The organism is Rosistilla ulvae, from assembly GCF_007741475.1.
Classification (GTDB): domain Bacteria; phylum Planctomycetota; class Planctomycetia; order Pirellulales; family Pirellulaceae; genus Rosistilla; species Rosistilla ulvae.
This window is the reverse complement of sequence record NZ_CP036261.1, coordinates 2,469,060-2,490,583: the sequence shown is the minus strand read 5'-3', so window position 1 is coordinate 2,490,583 and position 21,524 is coordinate 2,469,060. Positions and strand designations below refer to the sequence as shown.

General features: G+C 58.5%; 17 protein-coding genes. 10 read left to right on the top strand and 7 right to left on the bottom strand.

Going from position 1 to position 21,524, the window contains the following annotated elements:
• Window positions 1-442 precede the first annotated feature (442 nt).
• On the top strand, window positions 443-937 hold the full coding sequence (gene coaD / locus EC9_RS08975) for a pantetheine-phosphate adenylyltransferase (protein ID WP_145344223.1): 495 nt from the start codon (window positions 443-445) through the stop codon (window positions 935-937).
• On the opposite strand, the gene EC9_RS08970 is transcribed toward coaD, so the two are convergent.
• The 4 genes from EC9_RS08970 to EC9_RS26445 all read right to left on the bottom strand — a co-directional run bounded on the left by EC9_RS08970 (window position 900) and on the right by EC9_RS26445 (window position 6,173).
• Window positions 900-1,367 carry a hypothetical protein gene (locus EC9_RS08970; protein WP_145119851.1) on the bottom strand — a complete coding sequence of 156 codons (468 nt, stop codon included), beginning with the start codon at window positions 1,365-1,367 and terminating at the stop codon, window positions 900-902. The genes coaD and EC9_RS08970 overlap by 38 nt on opposite strands.
• The gene (gene purN / locus EC9_RS08965) at window positions 1,364-1,996 is read right to left on the bottom strand and encodes a phosphoribosylglycinamide formyltransferase (protein ID WP_145344221.1); all 633 of its coding nucleotides are present in this window, start codon (window positions 1,994-1,996) and stop codon (window positions 1,364-1,366) included. Before purN ends, EC9_RS08970 begins: the two co-directional genes overlap by 4 nt.
• Window positions 1,997-2,157: 161 nt before the next feature.
• Entirely contained in the window at window positions 2,158-5,628 is a 3,471-nt protein-coding gene (gene ileS, locus EC9_RS08960; RefSeq protein WP_145344219.1) for an isoleucine--tRNA ligase, read from the bottom strand.
• A gap of 158 nt (window positions 5,629-5,786) precedes the next feature.
• Window positions 5,787-6,173 (bottom strand): hypothetical protein, encoded by a 387-nt coding sequence (locus EC9_RS26445; RefSeq protein WP_218934689.1) that lies wholly within the window; start codon window positions 6,171-6,173, stop codon window positions 5,787-5,789.
• A gap of 298 nt (window positions 6,174-6,471) precedes the next feature.
• Here EC9_RS26445 and EC9_RS08950 point away from each other — a divergent pair, with 298 nt between their 5' ends.
• Both EC9_RS08950 and EC9_RS08945 read left to right on the top strand, forming a co-directional pair.
• Window positions 6,472-7,200, top strand: coding sequence for a penicillin-binding protein activator LpoB (locus EC9_RS08950; protein ID WP_145344217.1), 729 nt, complete (start codon window positions 6,472-6,474; stop codon window positions 7,198-7,200).
• The gene (locus EC9_RS08945; RefSeq protein WP_145344215.1) at window positions 7,193-8,581 is read left to right on the top strand and encodes a hypothetical protein; all 1,389 of its coding nucleotides are present in this window, start codon (window positions 7,193-7,195) and stop codon (window positions 8,579-8,581) included. Before EC9_RS08950 ends, EC9_RS08945 begins: the two co-directional genes overlap by 8 nt.
• A 50-nt stretch (window positions 8,582-8,631) precedes the next feature.
• On the opposite strand, the gene EC9_RS08940 is transcribed toward EC9_RS08945, so the two are convergent.
• Window positions 8,632-8,889, bottom strand: a complete 258-nt coding sequence (locus EC9_RS08940; RefSeq protein ID WP_218934688.1) for a DUF4404 family protein — start codon at window positions 8,887-8,889, stop codon at window positions 8,632-8,634.
• Window positions 8,890-9,058: 169 nt separating this feature from the next.
• On the opposite strand from EC9_RS08940, the gene EC9_RS08935 reads away from it, so the two are divergent.
• Window positions 9,059-9,541, top strand: a complete 483-nt coding sequence (locus tag EC9_RS08935; RefSeq protein ID WP_218934687.1) for a CinA family protein — start codon at window positions 9,059-9,061, stop codon at window positions 9,539-9,541.
• A gap of 29 nt (window positions 9,542-9,570) precedes the next feature.
• Here EC9_RS08935 and rlmN read toward each other — a convergent pair whose 3' ends face one another.
• Window positions 9,571-10,668, bottom strand: a complete 1,098-nt coding sequence (rlmN, locus tag EC9_RS08930; protein WP_145344209.1) for a 23S rRNA (adenine(2503)-C(2))-methyltransferase RlmN — start codon at window positions 10,666-10,668, stop codon at window positions 9,571-9,573.
• Window positions 10,669-11,091: 423 nt separating this feature from the next.
• Between rlmN and EC9_RS08925 the strand changes: the two genes are divergently transcribed.
• From EC9_RS08925 to EC9_RS08900, 6 genes are all read left to right on the top strand, one after another.
• Window positions 11,092-13,053 (top strand): CHASE4 domain-containing protein, encoded by a 1,962-nt coding sequence (locus tag EC9_RS08925; protein WP_145344207.1) that lies wholly within the window; start codon window positions 11,092-11,094, stop codon window positions 13,051-13,053.
• Between the two features lie 2 nt (window positions 13,054-13,055).
• On the top strand, window positions 13,056-15,083 hold the full coding sequence (locus tag EC9_RS08920; protein ID WP_145344205.1) for a putative bifunctional diguanylate cyclase/phosphodiesterase: 2,028 nt from the start codon (window positions 13,056-13,058) through the stop codon (window positions 15,081-15,083).
• Window positions 15,084-15,308: 225 nt separating this feature from the next.
• Complete coding sequence (locus EC9_RS08915; protein ID WP_218934686.1) at window positions 15,309-17,474, top strand: LamG-like jellyroll fold domain-containing protein; 2,166 nt, start codon at window positions 15,309-15,311, stop codon at window positions 17,472-17,474.
• 109 nt (window positions 17,475-17,583) lie between these two features.
• Window positions 17,584-18,399 (top strand): pyrroline-5-carboxylate reductase, encoded by an 816-nt coding sequence (gene proC / locus EC9_RS08910; RefSeq protein ID WP_145344201.1) that lies wholly within the window; start codon window positions 17,584-17,586, stop codon window positions 18,397-18,399.
• Between the two features lie 90 nt (window positions 18,400-18,489).
• Window positions 18,490-18,732 carry a hypothetical protein gene (locus tag EC9_RS08905; protein WP_145120092.1) on the top strand — a complete coding sequence of 81 codons (243 nt, stop codon included), beginning with the start codon at window positions 18,490-18,492 and terminating at the stop codon, window positions 18,730-18,732.
• A 78-nt stretch (window positions 18,733-18,810) separates the two neighbouring features.
• Window positions 18,811-19,374: an elongation factor P gene (locus EC9_RS08900; protein ID WP_145120090.1), complete on the top strand. Its 564-nt coding sequence runs from the start codon at window positions 18,811-18,813 to the stop codon at window positions 19,372-19,374.
• A 9-nt stretch (window positions 19,375-19,383) separates the two neighbouring features.
• Here EC9_RS08900 and EC9_RS08895 read toward each other — a convergent pair whose 3' ends face one another.
• Window positions 19,384-21,057: an alpha/beta hydrolase gene (locus EC9_RS08895; RefSeq protein ID WP_145344199.1), complete on the bottom strand. Its 1,674-nt coding sequence runs from the start codon at window positions 21,055-21,057 to the stop codon at window positions 19,384-19,386.
• Window positions 21,058-21,524 lie beyond the last annotated feature (467 nt).

The following is a 21,524-nucleotide window of genomic DNA, read 5'->3' as shown; positions in this document are numbered from 1 at the left end:
TGCAAAGGGTGAGTGCCGCTAACGCGGACAGCCAACGAACATTATGGCGTGTTCCGTCGATAGCTGCTACGGATCGCGCGGCAAAATCGCCACCCTAAAACGAGCGAAAGTTGATCGATAGCCAGCCCCATGCGACGCGCCGTTTCCACTTCGGATATCGGCCGAAACGCAAAAGCGGATTCAAGGTATCAACGGGCGAGCGATAGCGCACGACTACGCCCGGCAACCGGCTGCTCGCGTCTGCCGGTTCATTGGCGCTATCGCAATCGCTGATTTGCCCTGGCGCAGCGCGAACACCGATCGCAAGTTTGCCCCGGTTGAATTAAGATGGCGAGAACCTGCGTCGTGTGTGCATTAGTGGCACATTCGGGGACCAAGTTGGAATCGCCGCGGTCGTTCGGGGTTTACAATCCGCTTCCCACTCAACAACGAAACCGCCTTCATGAATCGAATCGGTGTTTATACGGGGTCCTTCGATCCCGTGACCCTGGGCCATCTGCACATCATCCGTCGCGCGACGCGGTTGTTCGACGAATTGATCGTCGGGATCGGCATCAACGCGGATAAGCGGTCGCTGTTTGAAAGCCAGGAACGGATCGAGTTGATCGCCGAGGTGACTCGCGATATTCCCAACCTGCGGATCGAAACCTTCGACGGTTTGGCTGTCGATTTTGTTCGCAGCTGCAATGCCGCGGCGATGGTTCGCGGGATCCGTCCGCTGACCGACATCGCCGGCGAGTTTACGATGATGATGGCCAACCGCCAGTTGGACGATTCGATCGAAACCGTCTTCCTGATGGCCGACGAGGAATACGCTCACATCAGCAGTTCACTGCTGAAGCAGATCGCCGAACTTAGCGACGACGATTTGCGACTAGCGAAGTTTGTCCCCGCCGCGATCATTCCTCAGTTGCGTGAGAAGCTGCGTCTTCGATAACCATTTCGTAGACGCCGCGGGCTCCGCTGGGTAACCGCCCGGTCACGGTGATGGTTTGGATCGGGTAGTTGTCCGGATTGAAGCGGAGGCTGCTTTTGGTCGAGAAGATCGACTGGGGCAGCACCAATTCCTCGTGCGGCGCCAGCGGTGAATCGCGATACAAGAAGTATTGCGCGTTGATCGAGATATCGATTTTCGGCAGCGCATCTCCGCTGAGATTCGTCAGCACGATCACGTCGGTCAGCCGAGCACCGCTGCCATCGGGAACGTCGACCATGCGTTGATCCAGTTCCGCCTTAACCGGCAGCGGTTGGTCCGACGCTTGGCCCATCCAAACCGTCGACCCGACGACTATCGTGATCGTGGCGATGATCAAACCGTACAACAGCAGCGTCGTCTTGGGACCACTTAAACTAGGGCCTGGTCTCACGATGCTCTCTCTGTGGGTTGAGTGTGAACGCGGCGACCGGTGACCGAAACGCGGCCTTCGGCGATCGCTTGAACCACGCGTGGCAACGCATCGCATTCGCGTTCAAAGACCCGCGCTGCAAGCGATGCCGCGGTGTCGTCGCCGCGGACTTCGCAGGCGTGTTGAGCGATGATCGGTCCGTGGTCGAAATCGTTGTCGACAAAGTGAACGGTGCAGCCGCTGAGCTTGGCGCCAAAGTCGAGGACCGCTTGATGGACCCGCGATCCGTACATCCCCGCTCCGCAAAACGAAGGGATCAAGCTGGGGTGGATATTGACGACGCGGTTTTCAAAATCGGTCGGGATCAGAACATGTTTCAGGAAGCCGGCCATGACGACAAGTTCCACTCCGGCATCGCGGCAGGGTTGGAACATCGCTTCGCTGTAAGCCTGGTCGTCGGTGAATTGTTTTTTGGCGATCACTTGCTGCGGGATCGATTCCACAGAAGCGAACTCGAGTCCCTTGGCGTTTGCGGCGCTACTGATCACCAAGCGGAAGTCGACATCCAACTGGCCACGCTGTTGCCAGGCAATCAGGTTGCGCAACGTCGTGCCGCCACCAGAAATGAAAACAGCGATTGGAAGTGACATGGAAGGTTGGTTGGGTGAAAGAAAGAGTTGTGGGTTGGGAAAGTGAGTCGTCTGCAGGCCGCTGGATTACACCACCGGCAATTCTTTTGTCGCCCTCCGGCCTTGGGTGCACCAGGCTTTTGAAGCAAGGTGTTTGGAACCGCGCCGCCGGACTGCTCGCCCTATTTCCCGGCCAAGGTGACGTAGAACTGGACTTCTGAATCGCCGAGCGTGGCGGCGACCGATTCGGTCTCCGGCAGCGAGGCGAGGGCCAAGTCGTCGGCGAGCGTCTCTTCGCAGATGAATGCGTTGTTCTCTTGGATCGCTTGGCGAACCTCTTCACTGTCGGTCTCGACGCCTACACGGATTCGATCGGTGAACTGCAGATCCATTCCCTTGCGGCGTTCTTGGACAAAGCGAACCAGATCGCGGGCCATTCCCTCGCGAATCAGTTCAGGCGTCAGGTCGGTCGACAAGACGACGACACAGCCGCGGCCCTGAGCGGCGGTCCAGCCGTCGCGAGCCGTCAGGCTGATCTGAATGTCATCGCTGTCCAGATCGATCGCGGTACCGCCGACTTCGATCGTGACTTTGCCATCGGCTTGCATTTGAGCCATCATTTCACCGCCATCGGCTTTGCCCAGCAATTGCTTGACTTGCGGGATCAGTTTGCCGACGCGTGGGCCCAGGCGTTTGAAGTTGGGCTGCACGTTGTAGGTGACGTATTTGTCCGCTTCGGTCGTGTATTCAACTTTCTTGACGTTCAATTCTTCACGCAGCAATGCGTCGTGCATTTCCAGCCACGCTTGATGCGAGTTGTCCGCTAGAACAACTTCGACACAGGCCAGCGGTTGGCGAACCTTCAGCTTCGCGTTGGCGCGAGCCGATCGACCCAACGAGGCGATCTCGCGCAGAAGGCTCATCCGCTGCGAAAGCGTTTCGTCGATGTAGCCTTCGTTGGCGGCGGGGTAATCGCACAGATGGACGCTTTTGCGCGGCGTGCCAACCGAAGCAGACGTTTCCGATTCGGCGAAAGGAGCCGATAGGTTATGCCACAGCGTTTCGGCCAGGAACGGCACAAACGGCGCGATCAACTTGGAGACCTCCAACAGGACTTCGTACAGTGTCCAGTAGGCGTCCAGTTTGTTTTGGTCTTGTTTATCGGCGGCCCAGAATCGATCGCGGCTGCGGCGGACGAACCAATTGCTCAGCCCATCGACAAGTTCGTTGATCGCTTGGCAGGCTGCGTAGTTGTCGTAGGCGTCCATTCGATCGACGACGATCGCGACGTTGCGATGCAGTTCCGAAAGGATCCAGCGATCGATCTCCGCACGCTCAGCAACGGGACGGTAACCGTTGGCGGAAGCGAGTTCGGCCGGCGACAATTGGTCGACTGAACCGATTCCCTTGGTCGGATCGAACCCGTCGATCTCGGCATAGATGCTGAAGAAACTGAAGACGTTCCACAGTCGCAGCAGGAACTCGGGGATCGATTCCTTGATCGTCCGCTCGCTGTAGATGATCGAATTCCAAGGAGCTTGGTTGGCGAAGAAGTACCACCGCAGCGCGTCGGCGCCGTACTGGTCGAAGATCTCGTTAGGACTGCGATAATTCCGCAGCTGTTTCGACATCTTGCCGGTCTTCTTGTTGAAGCCTTTGTCGCCGCACGCTTGGCGGGCTTCGTCTTCGGAAAGGTATCGCTTGCTGGGATCCTTCTTATCTTCGTACCACTCGGCCAGCATCAGCCCCAGCACGATGCAGTTCTTAAACGGATGCGGGTAATCGACGGGATGCTGGGAATCGCCCGCGTTCAACAGCGTGCTGATCGCCAGTTGGCTGTAGAACCAACCGCGGGTTTGGTCCAACGCTTCGCTGATGAAGTCGGCCGGAAACTGCGACTTAAACTCGTCGGCGTTCTGGTGCGGGTATCCCCACTGGGCAAACGGCATCGCCCCGCTGTCGTACCAGCAGTCGATGACTTCGGTCACTCGACGCATTCGCGACCCGGCGGCGAAAGGCGAATCGTAGGAGACCTCGTCGATATACGGCTTGTGGACGCGGAGATCGTCGACAAGTTCGGGGTTCTTCGCCTTCGCTTCGGCCCAGACCTCGGTTCCCGTGATCCCCGGCTTGGCGAGTAGTTCGTCGTAGCAACCGATCGCTTCCATCTGGCCGGTCTCATCGCAGACCCAGATCGGCAGCGGAGTGCCCCAATAGCGTTCTCGCGAGAGTGCCCAATCGACGTTCGATTCCAAGAAGTTCCCGAACCGTCCCTCTTTGATATGCCCTGGCAACCAATTGATCTTTTGGTTGTTGGCCAGCATCGCGTCCTTGAATTCGGTCGTCCGCACGAACCAGCTCTCGCGTGGATATTGGATCAACGGATCTTGATCGGCTCGCCAACAGAACGGGTAATCGTGAAGATACTGTTCTTGGTGCAGCAACAGGCCGCGGTCTTTCAGATCGCGGCTGATCGCTTTGTCGGCATCCTTGACCCATTGGCCTTCGAATTCGGGAAACGCCTCGGTGAACTTGCCGTCGGGTCCGACGCAGTAGAGCAGTTCGGGAGCCTGGCCGTCGACGAAGCGGGGCAACTGTTGAGCCAGCACGTCGTAATCGACTTCACCAAACGCTGGGGCTTGGTGGACCAAGCCGGTTCCGCTGTCGGTCGTCACGAAATCGGCAGCAACAACGCGCCAATAGAGGTGCTGTTTTCCCGAGCCATCGGCCAGCGTTCCCTCAGCGTCGGCGAGCTCCTTCGAATAGATATCGAATGGCGGCGTGTAGCGCCGGCCGATCAGATCGGTTCCCTTGCAGGTGGAGACGACTTCCAATGTGAGCTTCGCTTTATCGGCGATCGTTTCGACCAACGCGCTGGCGACGTAGAACTGCTGGTCCGAATCGGCATCTTTGACCAGCGAGTATTCTAGCTCGGGATGGACCGCGGCAAACATGTTGCTCGGCAGCGTCCAAGGCGTTGTCGTCCAGACCAGCAGGCTGGTGCTGGGATCGTCGACTAAGGGGAAGCGAACGTAAACGCTGGGGTCGGCGACTTGGCGATATCCCTGGCCGACTTCGCCCGCAGACAGGGCGGTTCCGCCTTGCGACCACCACCAGACGATCTTGTGCCCTTTGTACAGCAGGCCGCGATCGAAGAAGTTCTTCAGGCTCCACCAAACGCTCTCGACGTAGCTTTGGTGGTAGGTGACGTACGCCTTCTGCAGGTCGACCCAAAAGCCGAGCCGTCGGGTCAATTGTTCCCACTCCTGCATGTAACGCCAAACGCTCTGCTGGCATTTTTGGATGAACGGTTCGACGCCGTAAGCTTCGATCTGTTCTTTGCTGTGGATCCCCAGTTCCTTGCCGACTTCGACTTCGACCGGCAGCCCGTGCGTATCCCAGCCTGCTTTGCGTTCGCACAGATAGCCTCGCATCGTGCGGTATCGCGGGAACAGATCCTTGATCGCGCGGGTCAAGCAGTGCCCGGGGTGCGGCATGCCATTGGCGGTGGGCGGACCTTCGTAGAAGACAAACGCCGGGGCATCCTTGCGCAGCTTCAGCGATTCCTCATAGATCTGGTTCTGATCCCAGAACTCCAGGATCTGTTGTTCTTGCGCGGGGAAGTTTACGTCCGTGGAAACTGCTTTGAACATGAGTTTATGTCGCGTGCTCTGGCGAAGAAGTTGTAGTGCGTCGGCTCGGTGAGGGCGTCCCGCGTTGGGGGCCCATGCTGCGTTGGGGCCCCGCGGCGATGCGGCCCGGTTCGATCGTCGAAGTGCACCGCTGGGGGCAGCGGCGGCCGAGCGTTGCTTTAGTCGATGTCTTCGAAATCGCCATCGGCATCGTCTTTGTCATTGCCGGTGGAGAGATCGTCGTTGAGATCCAATTCGTAATCGTCTTCGAGTTCTTCTTCGAAATCGTCGTCGAAGTCGTCGTCGAAATCATCGTCGTCGATATCCTCGAAGTCGTCGAGATCGTCGCTGTCGAGGTCGTCGCCAAAATCATCGTCGGCGAACTCGTCCTCCTCTTCCTCCTCGTCGTCGTCCTCTTCGTCGTCGCTGTCTTCCTCGTCGTCGTCGAAATTCGACAGCTCCGCTTGCGAGCCGCTACCAATCCAGCCGGGGGAAGCTGGGACTCCTGGCGACAGGGGCGAGATGAAGGTTTCCGGTACGATCGGGGCAGCTAGCGAGGCGAGCATAGGGTGGCGGTTCCGGTACGCGATTGGGGGATTGAGTGTTGTTGGGTTCAAGAAGATATCAAAGTTTCGTCAACCTGGTTGTTTTGTCAACGCAACTTGATGCCAGTTTACAGTTTAGATCTGCGGGTTTTGTCCAATTCTGGGACCGCATCGGCCAGATTTCGAAAGCCGAGCTTGATCGATGACCGATCATGCCTGTAGGACCCTATATATTCCGCGGCCAATTCGCGGGGAGTCGCCCAGCGGCTCCCCAATTCGACGGGTTGGCCCGTAGTTAGCTAGCAATGGAGCCCGCGCGATGGATCGCCGAACTTTTCTGTGCCTGACCGCTGCCACGGCTGCCGCAGCGACCGGCTGCCGCAGCCACAATTACGCCCATATTCTCAAAGGGGACGACATCGACCTGGTCGGCAGCCATCAGGCCGGCGCTGCGGTCTGGAATCCGTTGGTCGACGAATCGGTCGCCAAGTTGATGAGCCGATGCGTGCCGGGGGTCCAAGCGATCCATCCAGCCGGGCCCGAGGAGATCCCCCCCGGGGTGATGATGCCCGCCAGCCATCAATTGCCGCTAGTCGGAACGCGTCCCGCGACCGTCTGTTTTGTCGGGATCGAGAACAAGAGTTCCGAAGAGATCGGTGACTTTAAGGATCAGTTGTACGAACGGATCGATTCGCAGGTCTCCGGTCACGAGTCGTTCCAATTGGTCAGCCGGCGGATGGTCGAAGCGGCGCTTCGTGAAACGCGACTGCGCCCCGATTCGTTGTTCCTGCCGACCAACCGCGATGTCTTTGCCGGCACGTTGGGACGCCAGGGATCGCCTGTTGATTTCTTGATGTACGCCACGATCACTTCGGGAACGACTGAGCGGAACAAGTCGACGCAGCGCGATTATCTGTTGTCGTTGGAGATCACCAACATTCACACCGGCGAATACTTCAAGGAATCGGCGACCATCCGCAAGGGCTACCACGACTCGCGTGGCGGCAAGTGGTGGCAATACGGAGTCTTCCAACAGGGCGATGGTTGATCGCGTGGCCGCTGTGAAGAGCGACATTCACCGCCTGCCCAAGTTGGGCGGGGCGATGGCGATGCTGCATCGCTGGTGTTTGGTTGGGCTGGCACTGCTGTGCTGTCTTCCGGCGGGCTGTCGTGGCGGGATGCAGCTGACGACGGCTCGCAACCAGTTCTACCACGGCGCGTTCGACGATTCGCAAGCGACGCTCGAAAAGATCAAAGAGTCCGACCGGAAGGCTTCGGTCGTTTCGACGCTCGACCTCGCGATGGTCCACTTGGCCGCCGGCGATACCGACAACGCTGAACAGTTGTTGCTGGAAGCTCGCGGTACGCTCGACGAAAACCAGGCGGCCGATCCGGTCGCCGGGACGATCAGCTACATCACCGACGATACGGCCCGCCAGTACCGAGGCTGGGGCTACGAACAGGTGATGATTCGGGCGATGTTGGCTCTTTCGAGCATGATGTCCGACGCTGTCGATGCCGAAGCGTACGCGTTGCAGGCGCAAAGCAAACAGATGGAGTTGCAGCAGGCGGCGATCGATGCCGGGATGTTGGACGCCGACAAACACTACCAACCGCTCGCCTTGGCCCCTTACATGCGCGGCGTGCTGCGCGAGATGAACTACCGCGATTACGACGACGCCTCGCGGGCCTATCGCTTGGTCTCGGAGATCCAGCCGAGCTTTGCTCCCGCAGAAATCGACATCGCCCGCGCCGAGAGTGGCGTCCATTGCCAACCGGGGCACGGCGTCGTCTACATCTTTGCTTTGGTTGGCCAGGGACCGCAGCGAGTCGCTCAGCAGGCTCCCGTCACCAGCAATGTATTGTTGCTGGCCGACCGCGTCGTTTCGGCTGTCGGAAAGTACAGCGTCCCGCCGACAATGGCTCCGATCGAGATCCCCGCGGTGGCGATTCCCGAGACGGCGATCGACACAGTTTTTGTGATGGCTGACGATCAACCACTGGGGCTGACGCAGTCGATCACCGACGTCGGCCAGATGGCGGTGCAGCAGTACGAAGCGGAGAAGACCGACCTGTTGGTCCGAGCTGTCGCGCGGCGGATCGTCAAGAAATCGGCGGTCGCCGCCGGCAAAGACGCTTTCGGAATCCAAGACCCGATGTTGCAATTGGTCGTCGATCTGGCTGGCAGCGCGTGGGAGGCGACTGAAAAGACCGATACGCGATGTTGGAGTCTGCTGCCTCGCGAGATCCAAGTCCTCCGCGCCGAACTGCCGGTCGGCACGCATAACATCAGTATGCAAGCCTTTGGCCGCGGCAGCCCGTTGCAGCGAGATCCGACAGCTCGCACGATCGAGGTCGAAGATGGACGCAACACGTACGTCCTTGCCACCGCTCCCAGCGACCGCGTGATCGCCGCGGCGGCGCGATAAACGTCAGCCCGCGAAAAGCGGACAACTCCGGTGCCCGCGATAGGGGCGGCTTAAATTCCGAGATTCGCCAAGCCGTCGACGATCCGCCGCAGCAAATCGGTGACCGTGGGATGGTTCGCCTCGAAGTCGCGAATGAGATCGTCGATCTGGTCGCTGAAATCGGCCGGGGCTTCGGACTTGCCCAATGCCGCTTCGATGTCATCGGCCAGTTGCTGCAATTTCTCGCGTTGCTCGTCGGTCAGTTCCTCTTGCGCGGCCAGCATCGCGTGCAGCCGTTCAAGTTCTTGACCTAATTGATCCTCGGGCATCGGGGCTCTCTCAATCGACAAATCGTGGAAGGAAAATGGGACTCGGAGTAGTTTACGCCGGGGACGACGATTACGCCATAAAGCAGAAGAACCTACCCGCCTCATGCGGTCGCCAGCACGCGCTGCGAAACGCTTTCGACCGGATCGCCGCTACGGTATTATGTCAGGCATGATCACCCTAACCCAGCGCGTTGCCGACCGTCTGACCGAACACCAAACCAAAATCGTGTTTGCCGAAAGCTGCACGGCGGGGCTAGTCGCCGCGACTTTGGCTTCGATTCCAGGGATTTCACGTTGGTTGTGCGGATCGGTGGTGACCTATCGCGAATCGATGAAAATCGCTTGGCTGGGTGTCGACGAAGCGGACCTGCTGCGTTTTACAGCGGTCAGCCAACCGGTGACCGAACAGATGGTGGCCGGAGTGATCCGCAAGACGGGCGATGCCGATGTGGCCGCAGCGATCACTGGACATCTGGGCCCCGACGCGCCGCCGGAACTCGACGGCATCGTCTTCGTCTCGATCGCCCGACGCAGCGGCGATGGCTCGCTTGAAATCGAAACGTCCCGACATCAACTGAAAACGACCGGCCGAACCGATCGCCAGCGAGAAGCAGTCGATTGTCTGATGGCCGATCTGTTGAAGCGACTGTAACTCGGTTACCGCCGCATTTCGCTAGCGGTTCAGGCTAGCGGCAGTTGGGATTCGTTGAGCATGGCGCGATTGCGGCGCAATTGACCGCAAGCGGCATCGATGTCGCTCCCCTTGCGGGTGCGGAACTGCACGTTGACGCCACCCTGTTCCAAGGCTTCGCGAAACTGCGTGATCGCGCCAGCGCTGGGCGTTTTATAAGGTAGTCCGGCGACGGGATTGTAGGGGATGACGTTCAACAAGGCCGATCGACTGCGAAGCAGGCGGACGAGTTCATGGGCCTGCTGTATCGAATCGTTCACGCCGCCAAGCAACACGTATTCGTAAGTCAATCGGCGACCGCTGGTGGCAAAATAGCGATCGGCCGCCGCCAGGATCTTATCGACTCCAACCTTCACGTTGACGGGGACCAATTGGTTTCGCAGTTCGTCGTTGGGAGCGTGTAGACTGACGGCGAGGTTGTAGGGAACCCCGTGTCGTGCCAGTCGATCGATTGCCGGGGGCAAGCCGACCGTGCTGATCGTGATCCGGCGGGGACTGATCCCCAAACCTTCGGCGTCGCGAGCGATATCGAGCGTAGCCAGCACGTTGTCGAGGTTCGCCAACGGTTCCCCCATCCCCATCATCACGATGTGGCTGAGTCGTTCGTCGGCGGGCAGACGCCGCTGCAATCGCAGCATCTGTTCCATGATCTCGCCGCGGGTCAAATTGCGTTTCACGCCATCGAGTCCACTGGCACAGAAGACACACCCCATCGCGCAACCAACCTGGCTGCTGACGCAGATCGACCGTCGGGGTCCATCGCGCAACAAGACGCATTCGACCTCGCCACCGTCCCCCAGACGCAGCAACAATTTTTCGGTGCCGTCGTTAGAAACCTGTTCCGTTTCGATGCTGGCGGTAAACAGATCGAAATCTTCGGCCAACCGCTGGCGAAGCTTCGCCGGCAGGTCGGTCATCTCATCGAACGACATCGCCCGTTGCTGGTAAACCCAGCGGAGAATCTGGGCGGCGCGAAACTTCGGCTGCTTCTGCTCGGCCAACCAGCCGACGAGATCGTCGCGTTGGAGATCCAGCAATTTCCGCCGTGGGGGGGCATCGGTTTCGGGAGCGCGAGGGATATCAGGCATGGGGGAGAAGTCGACCGGGAAGAAGGTGGCGTCAAGCCGTTCGATTAAAGCAGAAGCTTAGAAAAGACGCAAACGGCGGCTGCGATTGCTGCAGGGCGAATCAGTGTTTGGGTTTAGGAGAATACGCCGACACGCGATAGCGCGGCGTTGTCCAAGGGAACCGGACGCTAGGCGTGCGCCGGCGGATCCCCAACGGAAGACCGATTGGCCCAGGCTGCGGCGGTCGGTTTGGAACGATCGTGCGGCTTGCAACGGCTCGCTTCGGTAGGGGGCTTTTGAAAGCCGGAAATTGCTTTGAAACCGACCGGCACGCAAGCGTTTGAGGCCTAGTCTTCGGAGGGTCGGAGTAAACCAACGCCGGGTATCCCCTTGGAAGGGAACGAAACCTGAAGCGCCAAGCGACTGCCTGATGGGCCTCCAGAAATGAATCTGCGTCTAAAAATCTTGCTAAGTCTGATCGCTGTGTTTTCGTTGTATGTCGTGATCGACGCAACGATTCAGCAGTTGGTGGTATTCCCACGGTTCGTCTCGCTGGAACAACGCGAAGCGACGCAGAACCTGCAACGCTGCCACCAGGCGATCCAAAGCGACATCGAACATCTCGACTTTTTTGTCCACGATTTGGCCTCCTGGGATGATCTGCATCGTTTTGCTGTCGACCCGACGCGGCAAGTGGGTTCGGAGAAGTACGTCGATTCGATGTTTCGCGACACCGATCTCAATCTATTGGCAGTGATCGACAACGATGGCAACGTCATCCACCGCAGCTTTTGCAAGGCCGACAGCGAGAAATCACTCGCTTCGGATGTCTTCCCCACCGACCAATGGCCCTTGCCCCATCCACTGTTGCAGCACGCCGACGATTCGAAATCCCCCAAGGATCGCAAGATCGGGGGCTTATTAATGACTCAATACGGCCCGATCCAAGTGGCTTCACGGCCCATCTTGCGAACCGGCGGGAAACTACCGATCCATGGCACCTTGGTGATGGGGCGTTTCTTGGATTCGAAAGCCGTTCAATCGGTCGCGAATCAGATCTCGGTCGACTTTACCGTTTCGCCGATGCTCGCGGAGACAGATTCCCCCATCGCCGCAAACGACATCGCCGGGGCGAACAAGACCGAACTGCCACGCCACGTCACAGCGATGCGCCCCCAGCAAGCTCGCGATGTCCCCGTCGTCATCACCGAGCTGGACGAAGCTCGGCTGTCGGTTGAATCGATCCTACTGGATCTCAAGGGGGAACCCATTCTACGCACCCACGCGATGGTCTATCGGAACATCTCGCAAACCGGACGCGTCGCGATGCAATATGCTCTCGGTTCGCTGTTGGTTGCCGCGTTTGTGGTGTTGACGATCTTGCTGCTGTTGTTGCAAAGCATTGTGATCTCACCGTTGACCCATCTTTCGGATCGCGCTAGCCATATCGGCGAGACCGGCGATCTGTCGGTCCGCGTCAACGTCCGCCGATCGGATGAATTTGGCAACCTCGCTAGGCACTTTAACGGCATGGTCGACAACTTGGCCGATACGCAGAGTCGCTTGATCGATCTGTCGCGTCAGGCGGGGATGTCGGATGTCGCAACCGGTGTATTGCACAACGTTGGCAACGTGATGACCAACGTGAACGTATTGTCCAGTTCGATGTCCAATCGGCTGGAGCGATCGAAGTTGTTGGGGCTGAAAAAATCGGTCGATCTGTTGCGAGAGAACGAACATCAGATGAACGACTTTTTGCTCACCGACCCACGCGGTCAAAAACTGCCGAAATACATCTGCCAGGTCACCGACCACTTGGAAACCGAACACCTCGAGATTTTGCAGCAATTGCAATCGATGTCGACCAACCTGCAGCATGCCGGCCAAATCCTGGAATCCCAACAGAAACTGGCAACCGGGGCGCAAGTGATCGAATCGGTTCGCCCCAACAAGCTGATCAGCGATGCGATCGGCATGTTGCAAGCTTCGCTAGACAGCCACGATGTGGTCCTTAAGGTTCACTGCGAGAACCTGCCCGAAGTGCGGATGGATCGTGGAAAAGTGATCCAGGTGTTGGTCAACTTGATCGCCAACGCGAAGGATGCCATCAAAGATATCGACGCGCGGAATCGCGAAATCGCGATCAACGTGTTCGAATCCGAAAACGAAGAACTTTGCATCGAGGTAGTCGATCACGGGTGTGGGATTTCGGCAACAAACATCGACAAAATCTTTTCGAGTGGATTTACGACCAAACCGTTGGGGCATGGACACGGTTTGCATTATTGCGCAAACGCGGCAAAGCAGATGAAGGGTTCTTTGACCGCCCACAGCGAAGGGGCTGGACTGGGGTCGACCTTCATACTGTCGCTGCCAATAAAAAACTCTGTCCCAGAGGCAGTCTAAACATGAACAACGAGTCTGCAAACCGGCCGGGTCGCATCCTGTTGGTCGATGATCAGCAATCGATTCACGATGCTTACCGGACCGTGCTGTTGAGCAACGACACCCAGAGTTCGGAGCTGGATGATCTGGAAGCTGAACTGTTTGGCGATGCCCCCACAGCGCCGGCATCCACCGGCACGACGGGGTTGATGACGTTTGAATTGACGCACGCGTTGCAAGGCGTCCAGGCGGTCGAATTGACGTCTCAAGCGATCGCGGCGAACAACCCGTTCGAAGTCGCCTTTGTCGACATGCGGATGCCTCCTGGGATCGACGGCCTAGAAACGATCGTCCGGCTGTGGCAGGTCGATCCGTCGCTGCAAGTGATCATCTGCACCGCGTTTTCCGATTACTCCTGGCCGCAGATCATCGAACGGTTAGGACATCGCGATAACCTGCTGTTTGTCAAAAAGCCTTTCGCCAGCGAAGAGGTGCTGCAACTGGCGATGGCGATGACGCAAAAGCATCGCACGAGCGTGGCCAGCCAACTGCGGCTGCAACAATTACAAAACGCCAACGACAAGTTGCAGGAAGAGATCGGCCAACGCAAGACGGCCGAAAGCGAGTTGCAGCACGCCGCGACGCACGACCATTTGACCAAGTTGCCCAATCGCAATTACCTGAAGAACATTCTGGCGGAGCAGTTTCGTCGTCGCGAACAGAACAGCGACAAGTGCGACGCGCTGATCTTTCTGGACCTGGACAACTTTAAATTGATCAACGACAGCCTCGGGCATATCGTTGGCGATGAATTGTTGGTGCAGATCGCTCAACGTCTGCAAGATTCGCTCACTTCGATTTGTAACGACGCGGCGACGGACCTCGAGCACGATTCGCACACGCCCCACAGCTTGGTCGCTCGACTCGGCGGCGACGAATTTGTCGTCTTCTTGGCCAATGTGGAAACCGAAGCGTTGGCGATCCGGTTCGCCGAAACAATTCGCGACGATCTGATCAACTCCTACGTCCTGACGAACCAAGAATTGAGCGTGGGAACCAGCCTGGGAATCGCGTTCGCCAACGCCGATGTGACGACTCCCGAAGATCTGATGCGGAATGCAGATCTAGCGATGTACCGCGCCAAATTCTCGGGCAAACGCTGCTTGGCGGTCTTCGATCGCAACATGCATTCGTCGGTCCTGAAGCAATTGGAGATGGAAGCATCGCTCCGCACCGTGCTGCAAGAGGAAGCCTTGCGGATGGTCTATCAACCGATCTTCAGCGTAAAAGACGGAACGGTAACGGGCGTCGAATCGCTGCTTCGTTGGCACCATCCCGAACACGGATTGATCAGCCCAGCCGAGTTCATTCCCGTCGCCGAAGAAACCGGATTGATCGTGCCGATCGGTCGCTGGGTGCTCGAGGAAGCTTGCCGAACGGTCAAACGATTGAACCGCGTGGCAGGACAACGCCCGATTTCGGTCAGCGTGAACGTTTCCAAACGACAGATCATCGACCCCGGATTTGTGTTGATGCTCGACAAGATCCTGAAAAGTTTCGATGTCTCTGGAAAGTTGCTGAATCTCGAGATCACCGAATCGTTGATCATGGAGAACCCCGAACACATCGTCGATCGTCTACATGAAATCCGCAACTTGGGCGTCGAACTGCACATGGACGACTTTGGCACCGGACACTCTTCGCTCAGCTGTCTGCATCGGTTTCCGATCGACGTCCTCAAGATCGATCGCTCGTTTGTATCGACGATGGAATCCAACGTCGACTACGAGTCGATCATTCACGCGATCATCACGTTGGCCCACAATTTGGGCGTCACCGTAACGGCCGAAGGAATCGAAACGCAGCGACAACTGCGACGGCTGCGCGATCTGGAATGCGACCTGGGCCAGGGGTACTACTTTTCAGAACCCAAAAGCCTCGATGAAGTGATCGGGCTGATGCTGCGTCTGGAACAATCGGCAGCGTCAGACCGCACCGCGCTCACCTCGTCGCAACTCACCGCGGGCCGCTCCGATCTGGAAACCTGCTGAACACGGTTGCGATAGCGGTCCACAGCGAGACTGCTGTGGCAACGATCTCGCCACAGAATAGCACGGCGGGAAATCTCTCTGCGCGAAATCGCCGCGTCCCGGGCGTAGATCGAACGAAGCGAAGTGGAAAAACATTTGCATTGACGGCGTTGGATGGGTAAAAACGGGCTGCCCTCCAACCGTCCTGCCTTTGCAATCCCTCCACTTTCTCGCTTCGGTAATCTAATGAGACCACTCTCTGTTTGTGTTTATGGCATCTTGACGATCCTGCTGGCCCTGCCTGCTTCGGCCGATCTGCGCGTGGGCGCGGTGGTCGTCGACGTGACCCCGCCCGACATGCCCGTGATCGTCAATGGCGGAATGTTGTCGCGAACGGTCAATCAAGTAAAAACGGCGGTCAACGCCCGCGCGATGGTCTTGGACGATGGCCAGGAACGGATTGCGATCGTGGTGGTCGACAGCTGCATGGTGCCACGTTTTCTGTTGGACGACGCCAAGGCGTTGGCATCTCAGCGAACCCAGATCAAGCCCGACCGGATGATGATTTCCGCCACCCACACCCACACCGCTCCTTCGGCGATGGGGGCTTTGGGAACCGATGCCGATCCACGCTACGTCCCCTATCTGCGAGAAAAGCTAGCCGAAGCGATCGCCAAGGCCGAGGCCAACCTGGCCCCCGCGCACGTCGGTTGGGGAACCGTCGATGCCGATAAATTCACGGCATTGCGACGTTGGATTCGTCGTCCCGACCGAATCGATAACGATCCCTTTGGCAACCCCACCATCCGTGCCAACATGCACGCCGCCCGCGTTCCCGAAAACGTGACAGGTCCGTCGGGTCCCGAAGATCCCGAGGTCACGTTGATCTCGTTCACATCGCCCGAAGGTCGTCCGATCGCCGTCCTGGCCAACTTTTCGATGCACTACTTTGGCGACTCCCAGATCAGCGCCGACTACTTCGGCCTGTTGTGCAATGCGTTCCAAGATCGCGTCGCGCAGTCGGAAACGACGGCCAAGGAAGAATCACCCAAACAAGACAACGCAACGACACCGTCGATGGTCGCGATGTTGTCGCATGGATGCAGCGGCGATATCTGGCGCCGCGACTACACCGCCGGCCCCGATGGCAATTACAACCCAACGCTGGAAACCTACACGACCGAATTGTTGGACCTCATTTACGGAGCATACGAAAAGATCGAGCACAAACCTGTCGATTCGATCGCGATGGCCGAAACCCGTCTGCCGATGATGTACCGGCTGCCCGATGCCCAACGCTTGCAGTGGGCCCAGCAGATCGTCGATTCGCTGGAAGGCGAATTGCCCAAAACGACCCAAGAGGTCTACGCTCGCGAGCAGGTGAAGTTGCACGAATTACAGTCGACCGACGTGGTCGTCCAGGGGATTCGAATCGGCGACATCGGGATCTCGACAACGCCTAACGAAACCTACGCGCTGACCGGTTTGAAGTTGAAGTTGCAAAGTCCGTTTGCCAAACAGATGGTGATCGAATTGGCCAACGGCGGCGACGGCTATATCCCGCCGCCCGAACAGCATCACTTGGGCGGATACAACACTTGGCCAGCGCGTTCGGCCGGTTTGGAAGTCCAGGCGGAACCGAAGATTGCCGAAGCGAATCTGCAGTTGTTGGAACAGTTGGCGGGCAAACCGCGACGTCCGTTTGTGCAGACCGCTGGAGAGCTGACCCAAGCGATTCAGGCAGCCGATCCATTTGCGTTTTATCGACTGGATCATATGGGCGGATCGATCGCGATCGACAGCTCGAAGCATCACCGCGACGCCAGCGTCTCGCCGGGCTACGCGTTGTTTCTCGAAGGGCCTGCGCAGCCAGGTGTCTGCGAAGCCGATGAGGTCAACCGCGCGATCCACCTTGCGGGCGGCCGGCTGCAAACGCGGCTGCCGAGCGGCCAAGCCGACTACAGCGTGGCGATGTGGATCTGGAACGGGATGCCCAACGATGGCCGCGAGACAACCGGCTGGATCGTCTCCCGCGATCGCCCCTATCAAACGAGTTCGTTCGGCGAGCATCTGGGGATCGGCGGCACCGCGACCGATCCTGGCAAGTTGATCTTCGTCAACGGCGACAGCAAGCCGGTGACGGGGCAGACGACGCTTGAACGTTGGAGCTGGAATCATGTCGTGATGACTCGCAGCGGCGACAAGGTGCGGGTCTATCTGAACGGATCGAAGCAGCCCGAGATCGAGACCACCGCAGCGGCGGCTGGCGTTTCGCAAGTCGGTGAACTGTTCATCGGGGGCCGCAGCGACAACGATTCGAATTTTGAAGGCCGCATCGACGAGGTCGCCATCTTCGATCGGGCGCTCGAGCCGGCGCAGCTTGAAACGCTGCTGGTCGAACCGATCCAATAGCTGGATCAAGGGGTGTTGAGTCGGTTGCCGAGGAACCGGTACGCTATAGGCGCGTCCTGGAATGTACCGGTCCGCGACCTACTTGCACTCTCTTAAAAGTTCACGATCCATGGAAAGTACCAAACCGCAACTTGCACTGATCGGTGGCGGAAAGATGGGGCGGGCGTTGGTCCAGGGAATGATCGACGCAGGTTTCACGACAGCCGACCGGGTCACCGTGGGAGATCGGAACACCGATTCGCAGGCTTGGTGGAAACAGAACGTTCCGCAGGCCAAGGTCACCGCCGACAGCAAGACCGCTGTGGAAGCAGCCGATGTCGTCCTGTTGGCGATCAAGCCGCACGGCGTTCCGGCGGTCGTTGCGGAATTAAAACGAACAGCCCGCAAGTCGCTGCTGATCTCGGTCGCGGCGGGGATTCAATTGGGGACGCTGGTCCGCCAATTCGGCTGCAGCCGCGTAGTCCGCGTGATGCCCAACACTCCTTCTCTGGTTGGTGCCGGTGCCAGCGCCTACTGCTGTGGCGACGATGTCAGCAGTGAAGACGCAGCCTATGTCGACGGAATGCTCTCCTCGGTCGGCAAAGCGTTCCGCGTTGACGACAAATTGATGGATGCGGTCACCGGAGTCAGCGGCAGCGGGCCGGCCTATGTCTGCATGATCATCGAAGCCTTGGCCGATGGCGGCGTGTTGTCGGGGTTACCACGCGACCTGGCGATGCAGCTGGCGACGCAGACGGTGCTAGGAACCGCAACCCTTATCCAACAGACCGGCTCGCACCCCGCAGTCCTCAAAGACGCTGTCGCCAGTCCCGGCGGGACCACGATCGCCGGGATCGCCGCCTTGGAGCGCGGTGGACTGCGAAACACCTTGATCTCCGCTGTCCAAGCCGCCGCCCTTCGCGGTGAAGAACTGGGCAAAGGCTGATCGCAATTTTTTTGTCTCGCAATCGACTCTGGCGGCTTGCTGAACCCCGTTCGGTTACGCGATATTCTTGTTTTTGGGAGTGTTACAGTCATGAATAATTCAATCACCATCTTGATCGACGACAAACATGTTCCGCTGTATCGGATCATGTGGGTCGCTGACACGCCGCACTTTTGTGGCGAAGAGGACTGCACCCGCGAAGGCCAATACGAAGTCCGCCTCGAATTGGACGAATCGGTTTGGGCTTCGCGAGCCGAGCGCGACAGCGTCCTCGAATCGATCAACGGCTCGCGCGATGGCGTCGATCCCGGTGAGGAAGACGGCCCCTGGTAGCCCCCAGCCGCGAAGACCGCCTTCGCTGGCGAATCGCGTTTTTGTCCCCAGCTCCTCTCTCCCTTTCGTCAGCAGAACATGCAAGCAAAAGAAATCAAAACCGGTACGGTCGTCGTTTACAATGGCGATCCTTTGTTGATTCTGGGGATTCAGGTGCAGACGCCATCGGCGCGGGGAGCGGCAACGCTGTACAAGTTTCGCGGCCGCAATCTGGTCAGCCGGCAGAAGGTCGATCTCACACTCAAGGGGACCGACGCGTTGGAGATGGCCGATTTCCACAAACGCGATGTCCAGGTGATGTATCGCGACGCCGAACAGATCCATCTGATGGATACCGAAAACTATAACCAGTACGCAATGAACCTGGATGATGTCGGCGACCAATTGCTCTACTTGTCCGAAGGACTCGAAGGGATCCGCGCTCTGATCTACAACGACGGTCCGGTCGGCTTGGAATTGCCCGCGTCGGTCGAGATGGATATCACCCAGTGCGATCCAGCGGTCAAAGGCAATTCAGCCACCTCGCGCAGCAAACCGGCAACCTTGGAGACCGGGTTGGTGATCCAAGTTCCCGAGTACATCAAAGACGGGGAACGGATCAAAGTCGATACTCGGACCGGCGAGTTCCTGTCGCGAGCTTAAGTATCCGCGTTAACGGCCCGTTGCACCTTGTTGCTGGGCCAACTGCCAATAGACCAGCTCGCCAGCTTCGCGCGCGATCAACATCGCGCGCTGCGGCGCTGGCAGACGTTGGCGGACGAGTTCATACAGATCGCGAAGCATCGTTTCGTTATCGCCGTAGTAGCTGTGGCCCAGCAGACTTAGATCGATTCCGCTGACGTCGATCGTTTCGATCCCCTCGACCACCACGATCTGATCGCCACTCTCTCCCGCTCGCGGATGGCCGTGGACTTTCTTGCTGGCGATCAACGCTTGATCATCGCTCGACGCATACAGCGTCACTTGGTTGGCAACGCGCAACAGCGGCGGAACCAGATCGCGGCGGAACCGATCGGCATCGACATCGGGAGCGGCCAGCACGACCCGATCGAATGGAGCTGCGGCGTCATCATTCAACTCCCAACCGATCTGCTGCATCACCGCAGTCATCGGGCGATTCCCCATGCTGTGAGCGACCACGTTGACGCTTTTCGCACCACTCTCCTGCACCAATTCCAGCAGGAATTCTTTTAAGTGGGCGATCGTCCATTCGGAGTTGTTTTCGTCGACGGTGTATCCGACCAACGACGCTTGACTGGGCCAGCTGTAACAGACGGGAACTCCTTCAAAAGGAAGATCGACGGCGATCTGAGCAGTCCGTTGCACAGCGGATTCGAAATCGACGTTGTATCCGTGGATGAAGACCAGTAGGTCGCTCTCGGGTGCGCTGGCGACGCGATCGGACAACCGCTGACGAAAGTCTTCCTGTGCGAGTTCGGTGGCACTGGTCAGCACCATGTGTTTGGTTTGATCTTCGCGCAGCTCGAATCGCAGCAGGCTGGGGCGTTCGACCAGCCCGCGTTGGTGCGTGTCGGGCACGGTGACTTCGCAGATCCCGCGGACCAACGTTCCCCGATCACCGTTGTAGGTGACCCCTTGTTTCTCGATATTCGCTTGCCCCATCGCGATCCAGCCGGTCGCCAACACGCCCAGAAAACAAGAGGCCAGCATCGCGACCGTACCGACACGCGCTTGCCCAGTGATCAATTTGAAGAGTCCATACAGGGCGACGACGACCGCCAAACCTGCCAACATCATGAACGCCGACTTCTGTCCGCTGATCTGATACGACGATAAGGGCACTTCGGTCCGCATCCGATCGGTCGCATAAAAGACCTCGACTGTCGCAAAACCGGCCTCGGCATCGTGCTCCGCTCCCGCCGGCAGCCGCTGCAGATGGGCGCCTGTTTCGGGAGCCACCTGCTCGGCTGGGGCTGCGGAATATTCGATCCGTTGTGCCTGAGACGTAACGACGTCCGAACTAGCGGCTGCCGAACCCGCTCTGGGAACGCTCATCGCTTGCGGTTGCGGAGCCTTTGTCATCGTGGGCGCCTTGGCCGAAGGAGCGAACTTCGGCAGCGATTCGGCTCGCGTGATTTGTGGTGGGTCCAATGGAGCAGGTGACGGTGCGGGCAGACCTTGCGAATCAGCGGAAGACCGCATCGCAGCCGCATCCGCCTCGGGGTTCTCGTAGTTTTCATACCGCAGCGGCGTCTCTTCGGCCGCGCGCTCAGAGCATCCGTTGGCGATCGCAAACAATCCGATCATCGCGAGGGCGAAAGCTCGGGAACCGGTGGGCTGTCGGAAGATGTGAGAGCGCAACATCGGCGGAAGTTCTCTGGGCTCGAATCGGATACAAAACTGTCTCCCTCTCCTATAGCAACCCAACGGAGGAGAGGTCGACTGCAAATCGAGGTTGGTCGCCTTTCGCTCCGCGAAAGAACGCCCCCCAAACGCACTTTCGCAGAGCGAAAGGCGACAATCCCCATACCAGCACGAAGCGCTAGCGAGTGATCGCGCACCGCTCCCTCAACCGGTAGGAACACTCGCCCGCGCGTCGTGCTAGTAACGCTAGCGTCCCAACGTTGATCGTCTTTCGCTCCGCGAAAGAACGCACCACAAACGCACTTTCGCAGAGCGAAAGGCGACTAAAAGAAAGAACACTCGCTTGCGCGTCGTGCTAGCATTGCTAGCGTCGCGACTACGCAAGTCCCTTTCATACCGGTCCCCGATTTGAGCTACTGAGGTACAATCGCGGTCGCATCGACTCCGCACCACGAAACTTCACTCTT